This is a genomic window from Stenotrophomonas sp. MH181796 (assembly GCF_009659995.1).
GTDB classification, from domain to species: domain Bacteria; phylum Pseudomonadota; class Gammaproteobacteria; order Xanthomonadales; family Xanthomonadaceae; genus Stenotrophomonas; species Stenotrophomonas riyadhensis.
Map to the genome: position 1 here is coordinate 87,948 of NZ_RAHU01000004.1, position 22,976 is coordinate 110,923.

The following is a 22,976-nucleotide window of genomic DNA, read 5'->3' on the forward strand; positions in this document are numbered from 1 at the left end:
GGTGACGCATGAATTTCCACGAATACCAGTCAAAACAACTGCTTGCCGAGTACGGCATCCCGGTCCCGGCCGGCAAGGTCGCTGCGACCCCGGACGAAGCTGTTGCCGCTGCCAACTCCCTGGGCCAGGGCCCCTGGATGGTCAAGGCGCAGATCCACGCTGGCGGCCGCGGCAAGGCTGGCGGCGTCAAGTTCTGCAAGACCACCGACGACGTGAAGGCCGCTGCGGCCAAGATGCTCGGCACCAAGATGGCCACCTACCAGACCGCTGGCGTTGAACTGCCGGTCAACCTGGTGCTGGTGACCACTGCCGGTGAAATCGTCAAGGAACTGTACCTGTCGGTGCTGGTCGACCGTGGCACCAAGACCATCACCTACATCGCCTCTTCGGAAGGCGGCGTGGAAATCGAGCAGGTCGCGGCTGAAACCCCGGAGCTGATCCACTCGCTGAATGTCGACTTCGTCGAAGGCGTGCAGGGTTACCACGGCCGTGATTTCGGCTTCAAGCTGGGCCTGACCGCCAAGCAGGCCGGCCAGTTCGCCAGCATCATGGTGAACCTGTACCGCCTGTTCAACGAAAAGGACCTGGCGCTGGTTGAAATCAACCCGCTGGCCATCCTGGATGACGGCAACCTGTACGCGCTGGACGGCAAGTTCGACAGCGACGACAACGCCGCGTTCCGCCAGAAGGCCCTGGTCGCCATGCGCGACAAGACCCAGGAAGATCCGACCGAAGTGATCGCTTCGGAACTGGACATCAACTACGTCACCATGGACGGCAACATCGGCTGCATGGTGAACGGCGCCGGTCTGGCCATGGCCACCATGGACGTCATCAAGCTCAACGGCGGCGAGCCGGCGAACTTCCTGGACGTGGGTGGCGGCGCCAACAAGCAGCGCGTCATCGAAGCGTTCAAGCTGATCCTGTCCTCGGACAAGGTTGAAGGCATCTTCGTCAACATCTTCGGCGGCATCGTCCGCTGCGACATGATTGCCGAAGGCATCATTGCCGCCGTGAAGGAAGTGGGCGTCAAGGTTCCGGTCGTGGTGCGCCTGGAAGGCACCAACGTGGAAGAAGGCAAGCAGCTGCTGCGCGACAGTGGCATGGCCATCATCCCGGCTGACAACATCAACGATGGCGCCAAGAAGATCGTTGAAGCTGTCAAGAACGCTGCCTGATCCGACACCAAGGAATTCCCATGTCTGTTTTGATTAACAAGAACACCAAGGTGATCGTGCAGGGCTTCACCGGCCAGCAGGGCACCTTCCACGCCACTCAGATGATCGAGTACGGCACCCAGGTTGTTGGCGGCGTGACCCCGGGCAAGGGTGGCACCACCCATATCGACCTGCCGGTCTTCAACACCGTTGCCGACGCCGTGCAGAGCACCGGCGCCAACGCTTCGGTCATCTACGTGCCGCCGCCGTACGCGGCCGACGCGATCCTGGAAGCCGCTGCTGCCGGCATCAAGGTCATCGTCTGCATCACCGAAGGCATCCCGGTGCTGGACATGCTGCGCGTCAAGAACGTGCTGACCCGTTCGCATCCGGACACCGTGCTGATCGGGCCGAACTGCCCGGGCGTCATCACCCCGGGTGAGTGCAAGATCGGCATCATGCCGGGCCACATCCACCAGCCGGGCAAGATCGGCATCGTGTCGCGTTCGGGCACCCTGACCTATGAAGCGGTCAAGCAGACCACTGAAGTCGGCTTGGGCCAGTCCACCTGCATCGGCATCGGTGGTGACCCGATCAACGGCCTGAACTTCGTCGACTGCCTGAAGCTGTTCAACGAAGACCCGCAGACCGAAGGCATCATCATGGTTGGCGAAATCGGCGGCGACGCTGAAGAAGCCGGCGCCGAGTACATCAAGAACCACGTGAAGAAGCCGGTCGTCGGTTTCATCGCCGGTGCGTCGGCTCCGGCCGGCAAGCGCATGGGCCACGCCGGTGCGATCGCCTCGGGCGGCAAGGGCACTGCTGAAGGCAAGTTCGCCGCGATGGAAGCTGCCGGTGTTGTCACCGTCCGCTCGCCGGGCGATCTGGGCGCTGCCATCGCCAAGCTGGTGAAATAAGATCGACTGCCTCCGGCAGACGATTCTGTAGAGCCGGCCGCTGGCCGGCTGCTTGAAACAGAAAGGCCGCCTCCGGGCGGCCTTTCCTGTTCTGCGGGTGGCACGCTATGGTGGCCATTATTCGACCATGGCCTGCATCTGCGGCCTGATCAGGTCGCGATATCGAGCGCTGCGGATCAGCAGTTCTTCGTGCGACCCGGTGGCGGCGACCGCACCTTCATCGATGAGTACGATTCGATCGGCGGCAAGAATGGTCTGCAACCGGTGTGCGACGATGAGCGTGGTCGGCCCCGTGCCCGTTCCGAAAACATGGTCATGTACCGCCTGTTCGGCGTGTGAATCGAGCGCCGATGTCGGCTCGTCGAGCAGCAGGATATCGGCCCGCTTCAACAGTGCGCGCGCAATGGCTACCCGTTGCTGCTGGCCGCCTGACAATCGGGCTCCGCGTTCGCCCAAGGGCTCATCGTAGCCAGCGGGCAATTCATTGATGAAGGCATCTGCGCCTGAAGACACTGCTGCGTTCCTGACATCCTCGTCGGTAGCGTCGAGCTTGCCGTATCGGATGTTCTCAAGCACGGATCGGCCGAAAATCGCCGGCGCCTGCGAGATCGTCCCGATAGCGTTGCGGATGCTTGCAGGCTGGAACGTGGAGATATCGTGGCCGTCGATGAAGATGGCGCCCGCCCGCACGGGATGCAGGCGCAGAAGCAGCGACAGCAGCGTACTCTTGCCCGCGCCGGATGCGCCCACGATGGCGACCTTTTCCCCCTTCGCAATGTCCAGGTTCAAGCGTCGCAGGACGGGCCTGTCGGGCGCAGCGGCATACCAGAAATCGACATTCTCGAATCGGATGCATCCCTGCAGAGCCTGCACCAGCCTGGTTTCCTGCGCCTCATGGTATGGCAGGTCACCAAATGCGGTGATGCGATCAGTCGCTCCGGCGGAGCGCTGCAGCGCGCCCCATGTGTCCAGAAGCGCGGCGGCGGCCATGCCGCACATCACGGCATACATGGCGAACTGTCCCAGCTGGCCCGCCGAGAGCGTCCGGTCCATGACCTTGTGGGTGCCTGTCCATAACACAGCGGTGATGCCCAGCAGCATGACGATCAATGACAATGCCGTCAGCACAGACTGCCAGGTCGTGCGCCGACGAGCTCCGCTGACGCTGGCATCGAGCGTCGCCGCATGGCGCTCTGTCTCGAAGGGTTCGCGGGCGAAATCCTTGACCGCCCTGATATGGCCCAGCGCTTCCGCCGCAACGACGCGCGATTGCGCAAGCAGATCATTGTAGTCGCGCGCGCTGGCCCGCAGGTGCTTGGAGCCCACGGCGATGGGAACCGATGCAAACGGGATGGCGGCGATCGTCAGCAGCGCCAGGCCAGGGTCGGTAATGAACAACATGGTGACCGCACCGGCCAGCATGATTCCGCTGCGTATTGCCACAGAGAAGCTGACCCCGATGGCTATCCGCAGGTGCTCGATATCCGAGGTCAATCGTGAAAGCAGTTCCGTTGATGGCTGCTGCTGATGGAATTCCAGCGGCTGGACGAGCAATCGTGAGAACAGCTGCCCCCGCAGGTCATTGGTGACTTCGTCAGCGAGGCGATTGATGAAGTAGACCCGCATTGCCGTGGCCACGCCAATCGCCACTGAGATCAAGGCAAGTGTCAGGAAGATGTTGTCGATCTTCTCCAGGCTGTTCAGGTCCAGGCCGCGGTTGCCCCTTGCGGCGATGGGAACGGCAAGGGCGAACGTGGTTGCAACCACGATGCTGGTCAGTGCACCCGCCAGGAGTGGCAGGTGGTTGCGCGAAAGACTCGCCAGCAGCCGGAGGGTACGTGCCACCGGCATGGCCTTCTCGAGGGCTTTATTCACACCCGGCGCTCCTGTCAGTTCCAGTTGCTGGAGCAAGCACCATGGCGATAGCTAGTTCATGCACTTGCGCTGCTCCATCGTCCTGATGATGGCCTCGGCACTGCCGGGGTTTGATGCAAGCGCCTGCCGCAGTTCTGCGCACGCCATCCTCCGCCCCATGCGTGCATACCTTCCCATCCATGAGTTGTCTTCGACGCTCACCTGCAATGTGGGCTCGCGCGCCGGAAAGGCGGCCTGGGCCGGTCTTGTCAGGGAGGGGCGCTTGAACGAGATATCATCTGGACGAATGGCAAGGTCGAGCGGTGCGGGGGCAACAGCCATCGCAGGTCCAGGTGCTTCATCGACCACGTCCAGCGTGGGCCTGCGGGGTGCCGCAGATGCAACTGGCAGCGCCGGGCCAGCAGTCCTGCCGGGCCCTCCCAATGCCCGGGGCATGGCAGCGGGAACGGGCGCCCGCGCGAGAGGGCGCTCGATGAACACGAGCGATACCCTCGTTTCATCATCCCCGACGTTTACAGGTGACTTGCCGGCGACCTGGCACAGCAGGATCAGCAAGGCCAGTTGTGCTGCCGATGCCAGGAAAAGCGCCGATAGTCGATCCACTCGAGGCGACATCGGTCGGTCACTGCGGGAGGGCGTTCAAGGTGACTCGACCTCGTATCCGCGCTGGCGCAGCGCATCGATGTATCCGTCGTTGCCGGACAGGTCGGCGATGGGAAGCACCGCGAGCGTCGTCGTGTTGGTCTGCAGTGCCTTGTCTGCGGCCGCAAGCCATTTCTCCCTTACGACCGTGCGGATGTCGGGCATGCCAAAAGCACGGGCTGCGGGCGCGTTGCTGAGCGAGTCCGTGCATAGTTCATCCCGTTTCGAGGTCAGGGATACGTCGATCCGGGCGGTCTCGCCCGTAGACCATGCATTTGCGTTGGTTACCAGGCGATCCATGCCGGATTCGACAAGATCCATGGTTGCCACCAGGCAGGCGCTGTCGTCGATCGACGTTGACCTGACTGCCTTGAGCATCTGCGCGGCGTTCTGGCGCGAGAGCTTGAGCGTATATCGAGGTGTGTGCAGTCCGATGCCGCGCGCCTTCACTTCGGCGACGATGACGGGAGCGACCACCCCCTTGCTGCTCAGGCCACGCTGGGCCATCACCGCCGACATCAGCTCGTCCGCCGCGGCAAGCGGGCGCTTGCCTTCGAGGTTGCTGCGGCCAGCGAGGTACGTGTCTCGCAGATTCTGCCAGCGCGCGTATACATCCGGTGCCAGGATGTCTTTGAGTTGCGCATTGCCAGGATTGTTCTGTGCCTTCATGTAGCTGTAGCCAAGCGACAGCTTGCCGAGCCAGCCGGTGTCGACGTCTACGGTGAAGGATGGCTCCCACAGCACGGCTTGAGCCTCGGCAATCACCTCTCGCACCGCTGCCGAATCCCATGTGATCGAGGATGGCACCGGCTTGAGCGTGCCCAGGATCCAGAGTGTGTGCTCGCCACGCGAGACTCTCCAGAGTCCGGGACCCGGCGCAACCCCGGACACCACGACGGTATCAAGGGTGCGCAATGGGGGCTCGGTGGCATCTGCTGCGGCGGCGCAGTTGATGCCCGCCGCGGAAAGCGCCGATGCAATGAGGAGCACAAGACGTGATTTCTGTTTCAGCATGTGGGTGCCGTTGCGTCTCTTCTCAGGTCAATTACTGCGGTAGGGGCGAGCATGTCGGGGTCGCGGGCCAGCAGCCCGGCCACGCGCGCCACATCGGACCTCGGCACCTCAAGATGAGGGCCGTTCTGGGCGATGTGTTGCCGTACGTTCTGCCAGTAGATCAGCTGGTGCTGCATGTGGTGTTCATAGAAGGCGAAGAGCCCGCGCATGACGCGGTAGTCGTCTGCAAGCAGCCTGCGTTCGGACTGGCCCTGTGCTGCAGGTGCCGGCTCAGCGCACGGCGGTGCGAAAACGCTCCTGAAGCCCAGGCCCGACGCGACGGGGGTGGAGATCATCGGGACGATCAGCGCATCGGTTCTGCGGGACAATGCGGCGGTGCCGAGCATGATGCTCATCGAGCGCTTGCAGAAGCTGATGGGGTACGTGGCGTTCTCGTCCTTGAAAACGTCCGGCAGGATGAAGACGGCTGCGCCTGCCCTCAGTTCACGGATGGCTGTTGCCAGGCCTTTGCGGGTGTCATGGACGAAACCAACACCGTTGTCCTCGTTCCAGAACCAGCCGTTGAGCCTGTCGAAGATTTCGTTGCCTGGATGGGTTTCCGGGTTTCCATAGAACAGGAAGGTTTTCCGCTCGTGCCGTAAACGCTCCGCCAGCATGATGATCGATAGAATGTAGTGGGCATGGTGCGGCACTGCGATCAGAAGCCCGCGTGGCGTACGTGCCAGTTCATCGAATGCGCTGTAGTCCGTTCGGTCGGCGCGACTGAGCAGGGACAGGAACTCGGTCCGGTTCCCACGCCGCAGAACGTTGGCAACGAACAGCTTCTGCAGGTACCAGTAGTAGTATTCGCCAAATCTCGTGTTTCCCGATTCGGCGCAGGCAACACGCAGGTAGTGCTCGTCGTCGTCGGTCAGAGGGGTCTTGATGATCGACTCGATCCAGGCAATCCGCCGATCAAGGCGGCGCAAGGGACGGGCAAGTTGAGTCAACAATTGCGGAATCAGCATGCAAGCCTTCCCTGTCGATCAACGACATCGCCTTCAAGCGTATCGATCGCTTCCATCAAGGCGTCGAGTTCGGCATCGATACTGTCGGGTTGGTACTGTGCCAGCAGTGCGGATCGGAACATCCTGATCTTTCTGCGCGCGTTGTATGTCCTGATCGCCGGCCTGCGGAGTGACTGTTGTTCGCGCAGCAACCATTGATCCCCCAGGCTGCTGCACTGGTGAAGATGGTCGATGATCCCGTGCAGGATCGCGCTGCTGTCGGCCGAATGGGCCTCGATCGTGGAATAGCCCTGTATGCCCCAGAACGACAGTGCATAGCCGTAGCGCTGATTGAGGATCATTTCGAGCGGCGAGACGTAGATGTCCTCGCGCGAGGTCCGAATCAGCAGGGTTGCTTCGTGTGCTGAGACAAGCTGGTCCGAGAAAATGACGAGTGCTGGTCGCTGGCCGGACTGCGCCAGCTGAACCATGCCGCTTGCGCTCAACCCAGGGCTGTTCTCGTTACACACAACGCGTAGGTGCCCTGCATCTGCGAGCTGTCTGCTTCTGGTCAAGACTGCACGCGTGGATGGCAGGACCAGCGCAAGCGCGTTGGTGCCAGCGTGGTCACTGCCTGCATAGGCATGGAGGCTCCGCTCGAACTCCTCCGGTGCGTTGAATCCATCCATGGAATGTGCTCTCGATAATGAAGAGGGCGAAGGCAACCGCCTTCGCCCTCGATCTGCGTCAGTTGATGCCCGGGTCGATTTCCGGCACGCAGTCATTGCCGTTGCTGCCGCAACAGTCCGAGCAGAACAGTGCTACCGCACCATTCCTCACCACTTCAAATGCGGTGCCAATCGACGTTGCGTCTTCGGCCCTCTGCAGCATCCCAGCTTCAAAGCCTGCGACATCCAATGCCATAGAACTCATCCTGATTCTCCATTCCAATTGGATACAGCGATCAATAGCCGGACCGAATTGGCCGGCCAATCTGGACACAACGTCCAAATTCCTTTTTGAACCAGCTTGCGCGGTGATCTGAGCCGTCGAAGGTGATCACCATGAATTTTTCGTGAATGGGAGAGTGCTACTGATGAAGGCGAAAATCAATAGCCCCAGGACGGACATTCGAGGAGGCGATGGCAGTGCCTGGCCGGCAGGGAAACGTGGTCCTGGTCTGCGCGACGCGGGGCGGACCGATCGCATGCATCGGGCCTGACCGGTCCGTGTCCAAAGGCCTAGAATGGTGCAATTGCAACCACAGGCTGGATTCTCATGGCTTCGATCCGCATCGCGATGGCGCAGTTCGATTTCCCGGTCGGCGATGTCGCCGGCAACACCGAGCGCATCATCGAGATGATCGACCAGGCGCGCGACGAGTATGGCGCCGAGCTGGTGATGTTCCCCGAGCTGGCGGTGAGCGGTTATCCGCCGGAGGACCTGCTGCTGCGTCCCGGCTTCCTGTACGAATGCGAGCAGGCGATGGGCCGTATCGCTGCTGCCTGCCGTGGCATCACCGCCGTGGTCGGCTGGCCGCAGGCGGCTGGCGCGGTGGTCTACAACGCCGCCAGCGTGCTGCGTGACGGCCTGGTCGAACAGACCTACCGCAAGCGCGAGCTGCCCAACTACGCGGTGTTCGATGAGCGCCGCTACTTCGATGTCGATCCGGATGGCGGCAGCTGCGTGTTCGAGGTCAACGGCATTCCGGTGGGCCTGCTGATCTGCGAGGACCTGTGGTTCGCCGAACCGCTGGCCGACACCATGCGCGCCGGTGCGCAGCTGGTGGTGGTGCCCAATGCTTCGCCGTACGAGCGTGGCAAGCACGCCCAGCGCGATGCCGTGCTGGCGGCGCGCACCCGCGAAAGCGGCGCGGCGATTGCCTACCTCAACGTGGTCGGTGGCCAGGACGCGCTGGTGTTCGACGGCGCCTCGGTAGTGGCCGATGGTGACGGCACGGTGCACCCGGCCGCCGCCGCCTTCGTCGACCAGTGGCTGGTGGTGGAGTACGACGGTGAGACCCGCCGCTTCATGCCGCACGTGTGGATGGACGACGGCGACGAGAGCATGGACGCGCTGGCCTGGCGCGCGGTGACCCGTGGCATCCAGGACTACTGCCGCAAGAACGGCTTCAAGAAGGTATGGCTGGGCCTGTCCGGCGGCATCGACTCGGCGATCGTGCTGGCCATGGCCGTGGACGCGATGGGCGCCGAGAACGTCACCGCGGTGCGCCTGCCCTCGCGCTACACCGCAGGCCTTTCCAACGACCTGGCCGCCGAGCAGTGCCAGGCGCTGGGTGTGAAGTTGGAGGCAGTCTCGATCGAACCGGCGTTCAAGGGCCTGATGGAATCGCTGGCGCCGATGTTCGAGGGCACGACCCCGGACGTGACCGAAGAGAACCTGCAGTCGCGCAGCCGTGGCGTGATCCTGATGGCGCTGGCCAACAAGTTCGGTGGCCTGCTGCTGACCACCGGCAACAAGAGCGAGTACGCGGTCGGCTACGCCACCATCTACGGCGACATGTGCGGTGGCTACGCGCCACTGAAGGACCTGTACAAGACGGAGGTGTTCGGTCTTTCCAAGTGGCGCAACACCGTGGGCGGCGCGCCGGTGATCCCGCCGGCCGTGATCAGCCGCCCGCCGTCGGCCGAGCTGCGCGAGAACCAGCTGGACCAGGATTCGCTGCCGGCCTATGACGTGCTGGACGGCATCCTGTACCGCTACATTGACCAGGAGCAGTCGCGCACGGAGATCGTGGCCGCCGGCTACGACGCGGCCGTGGTCGACCGCGTGCTGCGCCTGGTGCGCATCAGCGAGTGGAAGCGGCACCAGGCCGCGCCGGGGCCGAAGGTCTCGCGCCGCGCCTTCGGCCGCGAACGTCGTTACCCGATCAGCAACGGCTACAAGGGCTGAAGCAGCGGTTGGCGGGTAGTGCCGGCCGCTGGCCGGCAACCCGTTGGCCCCTCTCCGGTGGGTGCGGACCTTGGTCCGCACAATGGTCGAAGACCATCCACGCATGGCATGGATCTACTGGGCGTCCTCAAGCAGCTGTTCGAGGCTGGCGGTTTCCGCAGCCTCGTCGAATTGGCCGTCCCCCAGCCGTGCCCGCACGAACGCCAGACCCTCCGCAGCGGCCGCGTCCAGCGTGCCGCGATGGTCGACCGGGTAGCGCCGGAACGCGACCGGCTCGCCACGCAGGGCCAGGCCTGCGGCATACAGCAGGGTGGTCAGGTAGGGCACGTCGCGGTCCTCACTGCCATGGCCCAGCATCAGCGGCTGGCTGAAACCGCGGCGCGGTACGCCGAGATAGTCGTACAGCACCGCCCAGATGCCCGGCACGCTGGTCAGCGGTGCAGTGAACATGCTGCCGGTATCCGCGCCGTCCAGCGTGGCGGCCAGTTCGCCCAGGCACTGCTCGCGTGCCACTGCCACGCGGGCGCGGCCGGTGTCGCTGAGGACGCGGTCGATCTGCGGCGCGACCTGCAGCAGGCCATCAAGCAGGTACGCGTGATAGGCGTTGAGCGCGCCAGGATTGGCGGTGCGGTTGTCGGGCTTCATCACCAGCGCGGTCAGCTCGACCGCGGTGGGCGTACCGGTGGTGAAGCTGCCGCGGTAGTGCAGGGAAGGACCACCATAGGTGGGCGCCAGATGCCCGGCCGTGAGCGCAGCGGCACCACCCTGCGAATGACCAACCGAGACCCAGCGCGGCGACAGCGCTGATGCGCCCAGATACTGGCGGCTGGCCTTGACCAGATCGATGGCGTTGCGGGCCGCCGTGCGGACGTGCAGGTAGGCGTGGTTGCCGGGGCTGCCGAGCCCCTGGTAGTCGGCAGCGACCACGGCATAGCCCTGGGCCAGGAACTGGTCGAGGAAACGCCCGTCGCGTTCGGGCTGGTAGGGGCCCGAGACCGAGGGCGCGCAGCGATCGGCGATGCCCTGGGTGCCATGTGCCCACGACACCACCGGCCAGCCCCCGATGGGCGCCGCGCCCGCGGGGAGATACAGCAGGCCGGTGCCTTCGGCCAGCTGGCCGCGGTGGTCGGGGGTGCGGTAGTGCAGCTTGTACGCTTGCGTGGCCTTGGAGGGCACCCATGACGCGCGATAGGGCGCGGCGGACAGCAGATCACCCGGCGCGGCCGGCGCGGCGCTCAGGGGACTGGACGACAGGACCAGCAGGGCCGTGGCGATGACGCTCGAGAGGGGCCGGAAACGACGGGGCAGTGGGGACATGGGCGCTCCTTGACGGCCGGGATGGCCGTTGCGCCGCAGTGTGGAGGGGCTCGTCCGCGCCGATTGGGACCAGCGTCGCAACCCTTGGGGATTCGTAGGATTCCTAGGTGGGCCCCGGGACGCCGCCGCGCGCTGAGCGTCCTGCAGGAAGCAGTCGAGCATGGCTCGACTCTGCAGAAAGAAGAAAGGCCCCTTGCGGGGCCTTTTTCTTATTTCTTTTCCAGTCGCGCGTTGCGCTGGCCGGTGCTGGCGGACTTCTCGCCGGCGAACGGGTTCAGCTTGCGGATCATCCACGGGTACTTCGGCCACTTGCCTTCCAGCCACGGGTGGTCCGGCTGGTTCAGCTGCAGGACGCGGCGGGCGTCGTCGGCCAGGGTCTTGTTGCCCAGGTGGGTGTAGGAATCAGCCAGCACAGCTACGGCGTCGTACTGGAATGCGCTCTGCGGGTAGGTTTCCAGCAGGTAGTTGGCGCGGCCGGCAGCCGAGACCCAGGCGCCGCGGCGCATGTAGTACAGGGCGTTGTCCAGCTCGTGCTGGGCGAACACGTCACGCAGCTCCAGCATGCGCTGGCGCGCATCGGCGGCGTAGCGGCTGTTCGGGTAGCGGTCGACCACGATGTTGAAGTCCGAATACGCCTGGTGCGGCGTGGACAGGTCGCGGCGGCTGGCATCCAGCGACCATACGCGGCGCAGGAAAACCGTACTGCGGTTGGAGTTGGCCAGGCCGCGCAGGTAGTACAGGTACGCGATGTTGCGATGGGTCGGGTAGGTACGGATGAAGCGGTCGATGCTGGACACCGCGTCATCGTGCTTGCCGGCCTTGTACTGCGCGTAGGCGGTTTCGATCATCGCCTGTTCGGTGTACGGACCGTACGGATACTGGGCCACCAGGCGGCGGAAGCTGGTTTCAGCGCCGCTCCAGTTGCCACCCTGCATCAGCTTGTGGCTCTTCTCGTACAACTGTTCGACCGGCGTCCCTTCATCGGGGCGATCCCCCTTCTTGGCACCACGGTGGCAGCCGGTGGCGGCGATGACCAGCACCAGCAGCAGGGCGGTGAGGCGGACGGGCGCGGAGAGCATGGCGGAGCGTCGGATCATGAGGTCGAGGCGGGACGCGGCTGGAATACGAAGGGTCGATGATAGCCTAGTGTCCTGTCCAGCGACTGAAACCGGCCGCCGGGACCCCAAAATTTCAAAGAATGCCCCCTGCCATGTCTGAACAACCCTCTGAATCGGCCCGCCAGGCCATCGTCCCCGACACCGCTGCCGGCCGTCGTTTCGACGCCGTGGTGGCCGAACTGTTCCCCGAATACTCGCGTTCGCGCCTGACCGAGTGGATCAAGGCCGGTGAGGTGCTGCTGGACGGCGCCCAGGCGCGCCCGCGCGATCCGCTGCGCGGCGGCGAGCTCGTGACCCTCAATGTGGTGCTCGAGACCCAGACCGACGCCCAGCCGGAGGACATCCCGCTGGACGTGCTGTTCGAGGACGAGCACCTGCTGGTGATCAACAAGCCGGTGGGCCTGGTGGTGCACCCGGGCGCGGGCAACCACAGCGGCACCCTGGTGAATGCCCTGCTGTTCCGCGACCCGTCGGTGGCGGTGCTGCCGCGCGCCGGCATCGTGCACCGCCTGGACAAGGACACCAGCGGCGTGATGGTGGTGGCCAAGACCCTGGAAGCGCAGACCGCGCTGGTCGAGCAGCTGGCCGCGCGCGACGTGCACCGCCAGTACCTGGCCATCGTGATGGGTGCGCTGGTGGCCGGCGGTACCGCCGATGCCCCGATCGACCGCCACCCGCGCGACCGCCTGAAGATGGCCGTGCGCGAGGACGGCAAGGAAGCGATCACCCATTACCGCCTGCGCGAGCGCTTCCGTGCGCACACCGCGCTGGAGTGCCGCCTGGAAACCGGCCGTACCCACCAGATCCGCGTGCACATGGCGCACGTTCGCCATCCGATCATCGGTGACCCGCTGTACGGCGGTGCGCTGAAGCTGCCCAAGGGCGCCAGCGACGAGCTGGTGGCCGCGCTGCGCGGCTTCAAGCGCCAGGCCCTGCACGCCGAGACCCTGGAGTTCACGCATCCGATTACCGGTGAGCCGGTGCGCAACACCGCGCCGGTGCCGGACGACATGCTGCACCTGATGAAGGTGCTGCGCGAGGACAGCGAAGCCTTCGCCGCGCGCGAGCGGGACCGCTGGTGATGGCCGCCGCGCTGCCATTGCTGCAGGCGGACTGGCCGGCGCCTCCGGGCGTCCATGCGCTGACCACGCGTCGGCACGGTGCGGGCATCTCGCCGGCGCCGTTCGCGCAGTTCAACCTGGGCAACCGGCACGCGGCCGATGGTGATACCCCGGCCAACGTGGAGCACAACCGCCAGCTGCTGCAGCAGGGGCTGGCACTGCCCTCGGCACCGCACTGGCTGCGCCAGGTGCACAGCAGCACCGTGCTGCGCTTCACCGCGCCGCCGGTGGCCGGCGCCAGCGAACCGGTGGCTGACGCTGCGGTGACCTCGGTGCCGGGCGTGGTGCTGGCGATCCTGACCGCCGACTGCCTGCCCGTGGTGTTTGCCGCGGCCGATGGCAGTGAAGTGGGCGCGGCCCATGCCGGTTGGCGTGGGCTGGCCGACGGCATGCTGGAGGCCACGGTGGCCGCCATGCAGACCCCGCCCGCGCAGCTTCGCGCGTGGCTGGGCCCGGCGGCCGGGCCGGCCGACTACGAGATCGGCGAAGAGGTCTTCCACGCCTTCGTCGGCCATGATCCGGCGGCCGAGGCGGCGTTTGTGGCGACACGCCAGGGGCACTGGAAGGTGGACCTGTTCGCCCTGGCACGTCAGCGCCTGCAGGCGGCGGGCATGGACCCGGCGCAGGTGTATGGCGGCACGGTGTCGACGATGGCCGATCCCGACCTGTATTCGCACCGGCGCGACCGTCGCACCGGGCGCATGGCGACCCTGGCCTGGATCGCGCCCTGACCACGCCGTTGTTCACGCGCGTGCTGGGGCCGGCCTTCGCCACCCTGGCCACGCCGGTGCAGGCGCTGCATGCCGCGCCGTTGCCGTGCCGCTACGTGGGGCAGGCGCGCATCGTGAGAGGGCGGCACTGGCTGGTGCCGCTGCTGGCCGCGTTGGCGCGGTTGCCGAAGGACGGCGACGCGCTGCCCACCGAAGTGGCGTTCAGTGCCCACGGGCAGGGCGAGCAATGGGCACGACGATTCGGTCGCTGGCCGATGGTGTCGCGGCTGTGGGTACACGAGGGATGCCTGCGCGAGCAGCTGGGCGCGGTGCGCTTCGAATTTGATCTGCAGGCCCGCGACGGTGGCATCGACTGGTCGGTGCGGCGGGTCTGGGCGTTCGGGCTGCTGCCGCTGCCGAGGCGCTGGTTTGGTGGTGTGCGTTGCCGCGAAGCCTGGCAGGGTGCGCGTTACACTTTCCTGGTCGATGTGACCTTGCCCTGGGCCGGAGCCCTGATCCGCTATGAAGGCTGGCTCGAACCGCAGTGATTCCGCCGCCGAGGCCGGCAGCGCGGTGATCGTGTTCGATGGCGTGTGCGCGCTGTGCAACCGCTGGGTGCGCTTCCTGCTGCGTTTCGACCGCAAGGGGCGCTACCGCTTTGCGGCGATGCAGGGCGCGCAGGGCAGCGCGCTGTTGCGCGCGCACGGGTTGGACCCGCAGGACCCGATGTCGTTCCTGTTGCTGGACGCGCAAGGGGCCTGGACCGATACCGATGCGATCCTGCGGGTGCTGGCGGGGCTGGGCGGCGCCTGGCGTCTGAGTGGTGCATTGCGCGTGCTGCCGCGCAGCTGGCGTGATGCCGCGTACCGCGCGCTGGCCCGCAACCGCTACCGCTGGTTCGGGCGGCATGACGCCTGTTACCTGCCCGCACCGGAGCAGGCCGCGCGGTTCCTGGATTGACCGCCGGCCTTCTGTAGAGTCGAGCCATGCTCGACTGGGGTTTTTTTTTCCCTGCCGATAGCAGTCGAGCATGGCTCGACTCTACAAGAGCCAGTCGAGCAGGCTCGACGCTACAGGCGCGGCCTCGTCAACCCTCCAGCGCGTCCAGGTAGCTGCGTCGCCAGTGGTTGATGTCGTAGGTGCGCAGGTGCTCCATCATCGCGTGCCAGCGTTCCTTGCGCCTGCGCAGTGACATCGTTGCCGCGGTGGCGATGGCGTCGGCCACGCCGTCCAGATCATGCGGGTTCACCAGCAGCGCCTGCTTCAGCTCGTCGGCGGCGCCGGCCAGCAGCGACAGCACGAGCACGCCGGGGTCTTCCGGGTCCTGCGAGGCCACGTACTCCTTGGCCACCAGGTTCATGCCATCGCGCAGCGGCGTGACCAGGCCCACTGCCGCCGCACGGTAGAAGCCGGTCAGCGTGGCATGGGTGAAGTTCTGGTTGACGTAGCGCAGCGGTGTCCAGTCGGGAGCGGCGTGGCCGCCATTGATGTGCCCGGCGATCTGTTCCAGCTGGCTGCGCAGCTGCCGGTACTCGGTGACATCGCCGCGCGAGACCGGGGCGATCTGCAGGTAGGTCAGCGAGCCGTGCTGGTCCGGATGCCGCTCCAGGTAGCGCTCGAAGCCGAGGAAGCGCTCGGGTAGGCCCTTGGAATAGTCCAGACGATCCACGCCGATGGCCAACTGGCGGTCGCGCAGGCTGGCGCGCAGGTTCTTTACGGCGGCCTTGGTGGCAGCGGTGCCGGCCTGGCGTGCGATCAGCTCGGTGTCGATGCCGATCGGGAACGCCGCCGCACGGAAGCGGCGCCCGCCCGGTGCTTCCAGCTCGCCGTTGTCGAGTACGCGGCCTCCGCCGAACAGGCGCAGGTAGGTCTGGAAGCGATCGGCGTCGCGCTGGGTCTGGAAGCCGACCAGATCGTAGGCATACAGCGCGGAGAACAACCGCAGATGGTCCGGCATCGCCTGCAGCAGGTCGGCCGAGGGCATCGGGATATGCAGGAAGAAGCCAATGCGGCAGCCGATGCCACGCTCGCGCAGCAGCGCACCGAGCGGGATCAGGTGGTAGTCGTGGATCCAGACGATGTCGTCCTCGCGCAGCAGTGGCGCGAGCTTGTCGGCGAACAGCGCATTGACCTTGTGATAGGTCTCGCGGGTGCCGCGATCGTAATCGACCAGGTCCAGGCGGAAGTGCAGCAACGGCCAGAGCGTGCGGTTGGCGAAACCGTTGTAGTAGCCATCGACCTCGCGCTTGCTCAGGTCCAGGGTGACGAATTCGATATCGCCATCCTTCTGCGTGTGCAGCGTGCCGCTACCCTCGCGCACGCTCTTGCCGCTCCAGCCGAACCACATGCCGCCGCGTTCCTTCAACGCGGCCAGCAGGCCCACCGCCAGGCCGCCTGCACGGTTCTCGCCCGGTACGGCCACACGGTTTGAAACCACCACCAGACGACTCACGATGCCTCCTGCCAGGACCGCGACAGGCGCATCGCGGCGGTGATCAGGCCGACATGCGAATAGGTCTGCGGGAAATTGCCCCAGGCCTCACCCGTGTCGAAGGCCAGATCCTCCGACAGCAGGCCCAGGTGGTTGCGCTGTTTCAGCAGCAGCTCAAACATCCCGCGCGCTTCGTCCATGCGCCCGATCGCTGCCAGCGCATCGATGTACCAGAAGGTGCAGATGGTGAAGCTGGTTTCTGGCTCACCGAAGTCATCCGGTGCGACATAGCGGTACAGCGAATTGCCATGCTTGAGGTCGCGGCCGATGGCGTCGACGGTGGCCACGAAGCGGGCATCCAGCGCATCGATGAAGCCGATGTCGGCCAGCAGCAGCAACGAGGCGTCCAGCCGATGACCACCGAAGGTGTCGGTGAAGTGGCCCAGCGCCTCGCTCCAGGACTCGGCCATGATGCGCGCATGGATGGTGTCGGCACGCTCGCGCCAGTAGTGGGCACGATCATCGCGCTTCAGGCGTACGGCGATCTTGCACAGGCGGTCGCAGGCGGCCCAGCACATCGCGCTGGTGTAGGTGTGCACTTCGGTGCGGCCGCGGAACTCCCACAGGCCGGCATCAGGCACGTCGTGCAGGGCGAACGCCTGTTCACCCAAGGGTTCCAGGCGGGCGAAGGTGTGCGCATCGCCCGGGTCCTGCAGGCGGCGGTCGAAGAACAACTGCGTGGACGCCAGCACCACGCTGCCGTAGACATCGTGCTGGCGCTGCACCCAGGCCAGGTTGCCGCGCCGCACCGGGCCCATGCCGCGGTAGCCGGACAGGCTCGGTACTTCGTCTTCGTCCAGCTTGGCCTCGAAGCCGATGCCGTACAACGGCTGCAGCGTGCCGTCGGTGGTGGCCAGGTTGAAGATGTAGCCGAGGAACTGTTCCATCGTGCGCGTTGCGCCGAGGCGGTTCAGCGCACGCACCACGAACGCCGCATCGCGCAGCCAGCAATAGCGGTAGTCCCAGTTGCGCACGCTGCCGGGGGCTTCCGGTATGGAGGTGGTCATCGCCGCGATGATCGCGCCGCTGTCCTCGTACTGGCACAGTTTCAACGTGATCGCACTGCGGATCACCGCGTCCTGCCATTCCAGCGGAATGGACAGGTAGCGCACCCATTCGCGCCAGTAGTCGCGGGTGCGCTGGAAGGCCTCCTGCACGTATCCACTGATCGAGCGGTTGAGCGATTCATCCACGCCCAGGATCAGGTGGATGGGATGATTGAGCACAAACGGCAGACCATCGCGGATGAAGCGCACCGGCACATCGGTGGTCAGCCGCAGCACGTGCTCGGGCAGGATCCAGCGCACATGGTTGCTGCCCCAGGTGGACTCGGGCACGCGCGCGCCCCAGTCGGTCAGTGGCCGTGCGTGCACGGTGATGCGTGGGCTGCCGGCCAGCGGGCGCACCTGGCGGATCAGGCTGACCGGGCGGTAGAAGCGGTCGTTCTGGCGCCAGCGCGGGGCGAAATCAAGGATTTCCAGTTCACCACCGTGCGCATCGCGCAGCACGGTGCGCAGGATCGCGGTGTTGGTCAGGTATTCCTGCTCGCTGCTCGCGAAGTCCTCCAGCTCGATGGCGAAGTCGCCACCGGTCTGCTGGTTGGGGCCGAGCAGGGCACAGAAGGTGGGGTCGCCGTCGAAGGTGGGCAGGCAGCTCCAGACAACGCGGGCACGTTTGTCGACCAAGGCGCCGAAGCTGCCGTTGCCGACCACGCCCAGATCAAGATCGGGTTGGGTCATCACGCGGTACATCTCGGTTGCGGCCGTGGGGGCCGGGTCAATAGGCATTCTCACGCAGCCAGGCGTGCACGCTGCGTATGTCGGGCAGCGCGAATACCGCTTTGCTGGGTTCCCGTTCGCCCACCAGCACGCTCCAGCCATGCTGGCTGTTGGCGGCGTCGAAGCCGAACTCATCGGTGAGGTCGTCGCCGAGGAACACCGGCAGGCGGCCGCGGAACGGCAGGTACTGCATCATCCGCCGCACGGCGCGGCCCTTGTCGGTGCCAACCGGCACGAATTCGACCACATGGTCGCCGGGCTGCAGGCGGTAGCTGGCACGGCCGCGCACATGGCGGTCGGCAAAGGCGCGGACATCACTTGCCGCGTGCGGCGCGCCTCGCCAATGCAGGGCCAGGCCGACGCCCTTGTCTTCCACCAGCACGCCGGGATGGCCGTGGGCGAAGCGCATCGCCTGCTGGTGCAGCGCGTGCAGCCACTCGGCGGTGTCGTCGTCGTGTTCGTCGCGCAGGACACGACCATCCTGGCCACGCAGTTCATGGCCGTGCAGGCCGGCGGCAGGCAATTGCAGGGGAGCGAACAGTTGATCCAGCTGTTCAAGCGGGCGACCACTGACCAGTGCCACGGCACCTTCCAGGCGGTCGCTGATGCGGCCGATGGCTTCACGCACATCCGGCAGCAGCTGCACGGCATCCGGGCGTGCAGCGAATTCGATCAGAGTGCCGTCGACATCGAGGAACAACGCACAGGCGTCATCCAGCAATGGCGGTGGCGGACGCAGGGGGAGCGGTTCAGCCATGACGCCCAGCTTGCCAGCGTGGGCGTGTACGTGGGGTCGAGGGCAGGCTACGAATCAGGGTAGTGCCGGCCGCTGGCCGGCAACCTCAGGGTGCATCCATGGACCGTGACGTTGCCGGCCAGCGGCCGGCACTACCGTACGGGTGAATCAGAACGTATAGCGGACACGGCCGTAGTAATACGCGCCGTTGCTGCCGATCGGCGACAGTACGTCGTACGGCAGATTGCCGAAGTAGTGGATATCGCTGTTGGATCGATCCGGATAGTTGTCGGTCAGGTTCTGCCCGCCGATGGCCACGCTCCACTGCGGCGTGATGCGGTACTCGACTTCCGCATCCAGCTGCCACTCGGCCTGGTAGGTCTGGCGCGGGATGTAGCCATCACCGAAGTTGAACACGCGTGTGGCGCTGCCATAGCGGTTCACGCGGGTGCTCAGCGACCAGTGGTCGTTGCTCCATGCGGCCGAGAAGCTGCCGCGCGTGCGCGGCGTGGCATCGGTAAGGGTGTTGGTTTCTTCGATGCCGAACAGTACGTAGTCCGGGTTCAGCGCACGCAGCTGTGCCGGCGTGGCCAGCACGTTCTTCAGCGTGGTCTTGGTGTAGGCATAGGTGCCGGTCAGCAGCAGCTGGCCGTCGCCCAGCGACTGGCGCCAGTTGCTGACCAGCTCGGCGCCGCGGGTGCGGGTATCGGCGGCATTGACGAAGAAGCTGGCGCTCTGCAGGCCGCTGACGCCGTAGTTGGCGGCCACGTAGTCGGTCAGTGCATCGCCAGTGATGCTCTCCGACAGCGCGATGCGGTCATCGATGTCGATCTGGAAGAAGTCCAGCGACAGGTCGAAGTGCTCGCCAATGCGGCTGGTGAAGCCCAGCGAGGTATTGATCGACTTTTCCGGCTTCAGGTTCTGCGCACCCAGGCCACGTGCGATCGGATTGTTGACCGACAACAGGCGGCCCTGCACCAGCTGGCCGCCAGCGTTGTAGCCGGTGGAAGTGGATTCGTAGCCGATCTGTGCCAGCGATGGCGCACGGAAGTTGTTGGAGATGGCGCCGCGCAACGCGAACGCCGGGGTGAACTCATAGCGCAGGCCGAGTTTGCCGGTCAGTTCACCGCCGAAGTCGTCGTTGTGCTCGTAGCGCGCGGCCAGATCGGAGGAGAACTTCTCGCCGAACTGGCTGGACAGGCTGGCGTAGGCGCTGGCCACGTTGCGCGACAGGGAGGCCGCATCCTGCGGGGTCAGGCCGCCGCCGGCCTGCGAACCGGTCGGGCGATCGGTGTAGGGGCCGGCGGCGTAGCTGGCCGGGTCACCGGGGCGGGTCTGGTAGCGCTCGTGGCGTGCTTCCACGCCCAGGCCCAGGGTGTGGCTGATGCTGTCGCTCTGGGTGAACACACGACTCAGGTCGAGGTTGCCCACGGTCTGTGCGTATTCGTAGTCGGCGGTCTTGAAGCGGGTCGGGCTGGTCGGGCCCAGCGACGCGTTGAGCGAATCACGCAGGCGGTAGGTGAAGTCGTTCTGGCCGTAATCCAGGCTGCCGTCGTAGCTCCACTCGCCCCACTGGCCGCGCACGCCGGCCACCGCCTGCACGTCGCGGTTCTCGCCTTCGGAGATCGGCCGGTAACCGTTCGGATACACCTGCTTCCAGTTGGCATCGCCATCGGGATAGCGGAAGTAGTTCGCGCCTTCGGTATCACGCTGGTTGAAGGTGCCGAACGCGTAGAACGTCGACGTCTGGCCCACCGGAATCTCGGTATTCAACCACAGGTTGATGTCCTTGCTCTTGCCATCGCCCAGCACGTAGTTGCGCTTGCCCTGCAGCGCCAGGTTGCCCGGGGTCTGGTCCCACGGCGGAATCTGGTCGAAGCCGGCGCGGTTGGTGCCGTTGCGGTGCTTGTATTCCAGGCCGATGCGCAGGAAGCCGCCGTCCTCGCCCAGCGAGGTGCCGACCTTGGCGCTGATGTTGCCGGTCTGGCCGTCGGTGAGGGTGCGGCCGATCGGCTTGAGGTCGGTGTGGTTGGCACCGTAGCTGGCCTCGATCTCACCGCCGTCGCCGCCGTTGTCGAGGATCACGTTGATCACGCCGGCCACCGCATCCGAGCCATACAGCGCGCCGGCGCCATCACGCAGCACTTCGATGCGCTTGATCGCGCTGACCGGGATCGAATTGAAGTCGACCGGTGTGGTGCCCTTGCCGATCTTGCTGTCGGTGTTGACCAGCGCGGTGTGGTGGCGACGCTTGCCATTGACCAGTACCAGCACCTGGTCCGGCGACAGGCCACGCAGCTGAGCGGCGCGCACGTGGTCGGCGCCGCCGGAGTTGGACTGGCGCGGGAAATTGAACGATGGCAGCAGCGCCTGCAGCGCGCTGCCCAGTTCCCCGTTGACCACGCCGGCCTTGCGGATGTCCTCGGCGGTCAGCACATCCACTGGCGAGGTGGATTCGAGCACGGTGCGGTCAGCCGCACGGGTGCCGGTGACGATCACGGTGTCGAGGTTGGTGGCGTCCTGGGCCAGGGCCGGGACGGCGGCGGAGGAAAGCGCGAGGGCGATGGCGAGGCCGAGCGGCGACGCGGGCAGGCGGACGGACATGGGGGCTCCAGCAACTACGACGACGGGGAAGGGGGAGATGGTTTCACTTACATCCATACGGATGAAGCGATATATTATCTTCGCGTGATGACCGGTGCCGATGCAAGCCCCTGCCGGTCCGGCATGAGCTGATGCCCGGTTGGCATCAGCACGCCGGGCCGGTGGCGCTGTACGCTGCCGGCTCGCCTTGTCCCCCTTCCCCGGAGCTGTACCGATGAAACACCTTGGCCTCGTCTTCGCCGTGCTGCTGGCCACCAGTGGCTGCGCCAGCCTGTCCTCGCAGGCGCCCAGCGCCTATGCCACGGCCACCACCGCCGAACTGAAGGGTGATGCCGCACGCCCGTCCGCCGGCCACGGCTGGGTACGCAGCGAGCTGTACTTCGGCGTGGGCGAAGAGCAGGGGGCCGGCAACCGCCCGCAGGCCGACACCATCAGCGAGACGCAGTGGCGCACCTTCCTGGACAAGGAAGTGACCCCGCGCTTCCCGGATGGCCTGACCGTGTTCGATGCCTACGGCCAGTGGCTGTTCCGCGGTGATGCCTCGCCCAACCGCCTGCGCACCAAGGTGCTGGTGGTGCTGCACGAGGACACCCCGCAGCGCCGCGCCGATATCGAGGCGATCCGCCTGGCGTGGAAGCAGCAGACCAAGCATCAATCGGTGCTGTGGTCGCGGCAGCCGGTCGAGGTATCGTTCTGAGCTGAAGGTGCCACCGCGGTGCCGCAGGGAGCGATGATGAACTACAGGGAATGCCTGCTGGGCCTGGTGTTGGCCGGCGTGCTGGCACCGACGGCGCAGGCGCGTGGGGACGACAGCGAGACGCTGCGGTTCCAGGTCGCCGCTCACGTGCAGGCGCACGCCGATCCGCAGCAGGACGGCAGCATCGCGGTGCAGCTGTCACCGTCGGGCAAGCGCCAGACGCTGGCGGGTGCGGCGGACGACGACGGCAATTCGCGCTGGTCACTGGAGGACGTCGATTTCGATGGCTACCCGGAACTGGTTGCGCGTGCATCGGTGGGCATGGTCAACGAGGCGGTGGCGGTGTATCGCTTCGATCCGGCCAGTGCTGGGTTCCGCGCGCTGCAGGCGGACACCCATGGCAAGGACAGCTGCGGTGACCTGATGGGGTTGAGCGTGGATGCTGCCACTCGAACCCTGACCAGCAGCTGCCGCAGTGGCCCGATGTGGTACGCCGACCAGTACCGGTTCTCGGGCGCGACGCTCTACCTCTACCGCAGCGAGAGTGTGCTGATGCTGGGCGACACGGTGAACGCCGCGTTGCAATGGGAACAGACCGACGAGCAGGGTCCGCTGGCGGTCTGGCGCACCTATGATCCCGCCGGTCGTGTGCTGGAGACCGCCATCGCCGATGGCCTGGGCGCACCGCCCGACGGGCCGCTACGTGGCCAGCAGGCCACCGTGGTGCCAGCGCGGTTGTTCCTGTTCGATCGACCCGGCGCATCCAGCACCAAACGCTACCTGGTGCAGGGCGACCATGTGGAGATGCTGGATGAGCAGGATGGCTGGATGAAGCTGCGCTACCGCAATCCGAAGCTGGGCGCGGTGGAAGGTTGGATCAACGTCAACGATTGAAGAAAA

The 22,976-nt window shown here is 65.7% G+C and carries 21 protein-coding genes; 9 read left to right on the forward strand and 12 right to left on the reverse strand.

What is annotated here, in order from left to right:
- Positions 1–8 precede the first annotated feature (8 nt).
- Entirely contained in the window at positions 9–1,178 is a 1,170-nt protein-coding gene (gene sucC, locus D5301_RS10755) for an ADP-forming succinate--CoA ligase subunit beta (RefSeq protein ID WP_004154430.1), read from the forward strand.
- A 20-nt stretch (positions 1,179–1,198) separates the two neighbouring features.
- Positions 1,199–2,074, forward strand: a complete 876-nt coding sequence (sucD, locus tag D5301_RS10760; protein WP_005410793.1) for a succinate--CoA ligase subunit alpha — start codon at positions 1,199–1,201, stop codon at positions 2,072–2,074.
- Between the two features lie 117 nt (positions 2,075–2,191).
- Here the strand turns inward: sucD and D5301_RS10765 are convergent, their stop codons facing one another.
- From D5301_RS10765 to D5301_RS10790, 6 genes are all read right to left on the reverse strand, one after another.
- Complete coding sequence (locus tag D5301_RS10765; RefSeq protein WP_153855682.1) at positions 2,192–3,949, reverse strand: ABC transporter transmembrane domain-containing protein; 1,758 nt, start codon at positions 3,947–3,949, stop codon at positions 2,192–2,194.
- 51 nt (positions 3,950–4,000) lie between these two features.
- Positions 4,001–4,270, reverse strand: coding sequence for a hypothetical protein (locus tag D5301_RS10770; RefSeq protein WP_110713349.1), 270 nt, complete (start codon positions 4,268–4,270; stop codon positions 4,001–4,003).
- A gap of 318 nt (positions 4,271–4,588) precedes the next feature.
- The gene (locus D5301_RS10775) at positions 4,589–5,605 is read right to left on the reverse strand and encodes a TraB/GumN family protein (protein WP_153855683.1); all 1,017 of its coding nucleotides are present in this window, start codon (positions 5,603–5,605) and stop codon (positions 4,589–4,591) included.
- Entirely contained in the window at positions 5,599–6,612 is a 1,014-nt protein-coding gene (locus D5301_RS10780; RefSeq protein WP_049447473.1) for a hypothetical protein, read from the reverse strand. Before D5301_RS10780 ends, D5301_RS10775 begins: the two co-directional genes overlap by 7 nt.
- Entirely contained in the window at positions 6,606–7,280 is a 675-nt protein-coding gene (locus D5301_RS10785; RefSeq protein ID WP_153855684.1) for a hypothetical protein, read from the reverse strand. The genes D5301_RS10780 and D5301_RS10785 overlap by 7 nt, the downstream gene beginning before the upstream one ends.
- Before the next feature lie 58 nt (positions 7,281–7,338).
- Complete coding sequence (locus D5301_RS10790; RefSeq protein WP_141097650.1) at positions 7,339–7,524, reverse strand: hypothetical protein; 186 nt, start codon at positions 7,522–7,524, stop codon at positions 7,339–7,341.
- A gap of 345 nt (positions 7,525–7,869) precedes the next feature.
- Between D5301_RS10790 and D5301_RS10795 the strand changes: the two genes are divergently transcribed.
- Positions 7,870–9,504, forward strand: a complete 1,635-nt coding sequence (locus D5301_RS10795) for an NAD+ synthase (protein ID WP_153855685.1) — start codon at positions 7,870–7,872, stop codon at positions 9,502–9,504.
- 114 nt (positions 9,505–9,618) lie between these two features.
- On the opposite strand, the gene D5301_RS10800 is transcribed toward D5301_RS10795, so the two are convergent.
- On the reverse strand, positions 9,619–10,821 hold the full coding sequence (locus D5301_RS10800; protein ID WP_153855686.1) for a lipase family protein: 1,203 nt from the start codon (positions 10,819–10,821) through the stop codon (positions 9,619–9,621).
- Between the two features lie 209 nt (positions 10,822–11,030).
- The gene (locus tag D5301_RS10805; protein ID WP_110713341.1) at positions 11,031–11,918 is read right to left on the reverse strand and encodes an outer membrane protein assembly factor BamD; all 888 of its coding nucleotides are present in this window, start codon (positions 11,916–11,918) and stop codon (positions 11,031–11,033) included.
- A gap of 113 nt (positions 11,919–12,031) precedes the next feature.
- Between D5301_RS10805 and rluD the strand changes: the two genes are divergently transcribed.
- The 4 genes from rluD to D5301_RS10825 are packed head-to-tail and all read left to right on the forward strand — an operon-like array spanning position 12,032 to position 14,730.
- A complete protein-coding gene (rluD, locus tag D5301_RS10810) occupies positions 12,032–13,021 on the forward strand; it encodes a 23S rRNA pseudouridine(1911/1915/1917) synthase RluD (RefSeq protein ID WP_110713339.1) in 990 nt (329 codons plus the stop codon).
- Entirely contained in the window at positions 13,021–13,791 is a 771-nt protein-coding gene (pgeF, locus tag D5301_RS10815) for a peptidoglycan editing factor PgeF (RefSeq protein ID WP_153855687.1), read from the forward strand. The genes rluD and pgeF overlap by 1 nt, the downstream gene beginning before the upstream one ends.
- Positions 13,792–13,811: 20 nt before the next feature.
- A complete protein-coding gene (locus D5301_RS10820) occupies positions 13,812–14,318 on the forward strand; it encodes a DUF4166 domain-containing protein (protein ID WP_180859878.1) in 507 nt (168 codons plus the stop codon).
- The gene (locus D5301_RS10825; protein WP_153855689.1) at positions 14,293–14,730 is read left to right on the forward strand and encodes a thiol-disulfide oxidoreductase DCC family protein; all 438 of its coding nucleotides are present in this window, start codon (positions 14,293–14,295) and stop codon (positions 14,728–14,730) included. The genes D5301_RS10820 and D5301_RS10825 overlap by 26 nt, the downstream gene beginning before the upstream one ends.
- Positions 14,731–14,857: 127 nt before the next feature.
- Here the strand turns inward: D5301_RS10825 and otsA are convergent, their stop codons facing one another.
- From otsA to D5301_RS10845, 4 genes are all read right to left on the reverse strand, one after another.
- The gene (gene otsA / locus D5301_RS10830) at positions 14,858–16,222 is read right to left on the reverse strand and encodes an alpha,alpha-trehalose-phosphate synthase (UDP-forming) (RefSeq protein ID WP_324187307.1); all 1,365 of its coding nucleotides are present in this window, start codon (positions 16,220–16,222) and stop codon (positions 14,858–14,860) included.
- On the reverse strand, positions 16,219–18,000 hold the full coding sequence (locus tag D5301_RS10835; RefSeq protein ID WP_153855691.1) for a glycoside hydrolase family 15 protein: 1,782 nt from the start codon (positions 17,998–18,000) through the stop codon (positions 16,219–16,221). Before D5301_RS10835 ends, otsA begins: the two co-directional genes overlap by 4 nt.
- A gap of 37 nt (positions 18,001–18,037) precedes the next feature.
- Positions 18,038–18,796 (reverse strand): trehalose-phosphatase, encoded by a 759-nt coding sequence (otsB, locus tag D5301_RS10840; protein WP_110713331.1) that lies wholly within the window; start codon positions 18,794–18,796, stop codon positions 18,038–18,040.
- Between the two features lie 147 nt (positions 18,797–18,943).
- The gene (locus D5301_RS10845; protein WP_153855692.1) at positions 18,944–21,379 is read right to left on the reverse strand and encodes a TonB-dependent receptor; all 2,436 of its coding nucleotides are present in this window, start codon (positions 21,377–21,379) and stop codon (positions 18,944–18,946) included.
- Positions 21,380–21,593: 214 nt separating this feature from the next.
- On the opposite strand from D5301_RS10845, the gene D5301_RS10850 reads away from it, so the two are divergent.
- Both D5301_RS10850 and D5301_RS10855 read left to right on the forward strand, forming a co-directional pair.
- Complete coding sequence (locus D5301_RS10850; RefSeq protein WP_075676432.1) at positions 21,594–22,076, forward strand: DUF3574 domain-containing protein; 483 nt, start codon at positions 21,594–21,596, stop codon at positions 22,074–22,076.
- Between the two features lie 36 nt (positions 22,077–22,112).
- Complete coding sequence (locus D5301_RS10855) at positions 22,113–22,970, forward strand: SH3 domain-containing protein (protein ID WP_153855693.1); 858 nt, start codon at positions 22,113–22,115, stop codon at positions 22,968–22,970.
- Positions 22,971–22,976 lie beyond the last annotated feature (6 nt).

Bases quoted from the DNA above. Each gene is read 5' to 3' on its own strand.
- otsB (WP_110713331.1), bottom strand. From the start codon at position 18,796: ATGGCTGAACCGCTCCCCCTGCGTCCGCCACCGCCATTGCTGGATGAC.
- D5301_RS10855 (WP_153855693.1), top strand. From the start codon at position 22,113: ATGAACTACAGGGAATGCCTGCTGGGCCTGGTGTTGGCCGGCGTGCTG.
- sucC (WP_004154430.1), top strand. From the start codon at position 9: ATGAATTTCCACGAATACCAGTCAAAACAACTGCTTGCCGAGTACGGC.
- D5301_RS10790 (WP_141097650.1), bottom strand. From the start codon at position 7,524: ATGAGTTCTATGGCATTGGATGTCGCAGGCTTTGAAGCTGGGATGCTG.
- sucD (WP_005410793.1), top strand. From the start codon at position 1,199: ATGTCTGTTTTGATTAACAAGAACACCAAGGTGATCGTGCAGGGCTTC.
- D5301_RS10795 (WP_153855685.1), top strand. From the start codon at position 7,870: ATGGCTTCGATCCGCATCGCGATGGCGCAGTTCGATTTCCCGGTCGGC.
- D5301_RS10825 (WP_153855689.1), top strand. From the start codon at position 14,293: ATGAAGGCTGGCTCGAACCGCAGTGATTCCGCCGCCGAGGCCGGCAGC.
- D5301_RS10805 (WP_110713341.1), bottom strand. From the start codon at position 11,918: ATGATCCGACGCTCCGCCATGCTCTCCGCGCCCGTCCGCCTCACCGCC.
- D5301_RS10835 (WP_153855691.1), bottom strand. From the start codon at position 18,000: ATGACCCAACCCGATCTTGATCTGGGCGTGGTCGGCAACGGCAGCTTC.
- D5301_RS10850 (WP_075676432.1), top strand. From the start codon at position 21,594: ATGAAACACCTTGGCCTCGTCTTCGCCGTGCTGCTGGCCACCAGTGGC.
- D5301_RS10775 (WP_153855683.1), bottom strand. From the start codon at position 5,605: ATGCTGAAACAGAAATCACGTCTTGTGCTCCTCATTGCATCGGCGCTT.
- D5301_RS10770 (WP_110713349.1), bottom strand. From the start codon at position 4,270: ATGGCTGTTGCCCCCGCACCGCTCGACCTTGCCATTCGTCCAGATGAT.
- pgeF (WP_153855687.1), top strand. From the start codon at position 13,021: ATGGCCGCCGCGCTGCCATTGCTGCAGGCGGACTGGCCGGCGCCTCCG.
- D5301_RS10845 (WP_153855692.1), bottom strand. From the start codon at position 21,379: ATGTCCGTCCGCCTGCCCGCGTCGCCGCTCGGCCTCGCCATCGCCCTC.
- D5301_RS10785 (WP_153855684.1), bottom strand. From the start codon at position 7,280: ATGGATGGATTCAACGCACCGGAGGAGTTCGAGCGGAGCCTCCATGCC.
- D5301_RS10800 (WP_153855686.1), bottom strand. From the start codon at position 10,821: ATGTCCCCACTGCCCCGTCGTTTCCGGCCCCTCTCGAGCGTCATCGCC.
- D5301_RS10780 (WP_049447473.1), bottom strand. From the start codon at position 6,612: ATGCTGATTCCGCAATTGTTGACTCAACTTGCCCGTCCCTTGCGCCGC.
- rluD (WP_110713339.1), top strand. From the start codon at position 12,032: ATGTCTGAACAACCCTCTGAATCGGCCCGCCAGGCCATCGTCCCCGAC.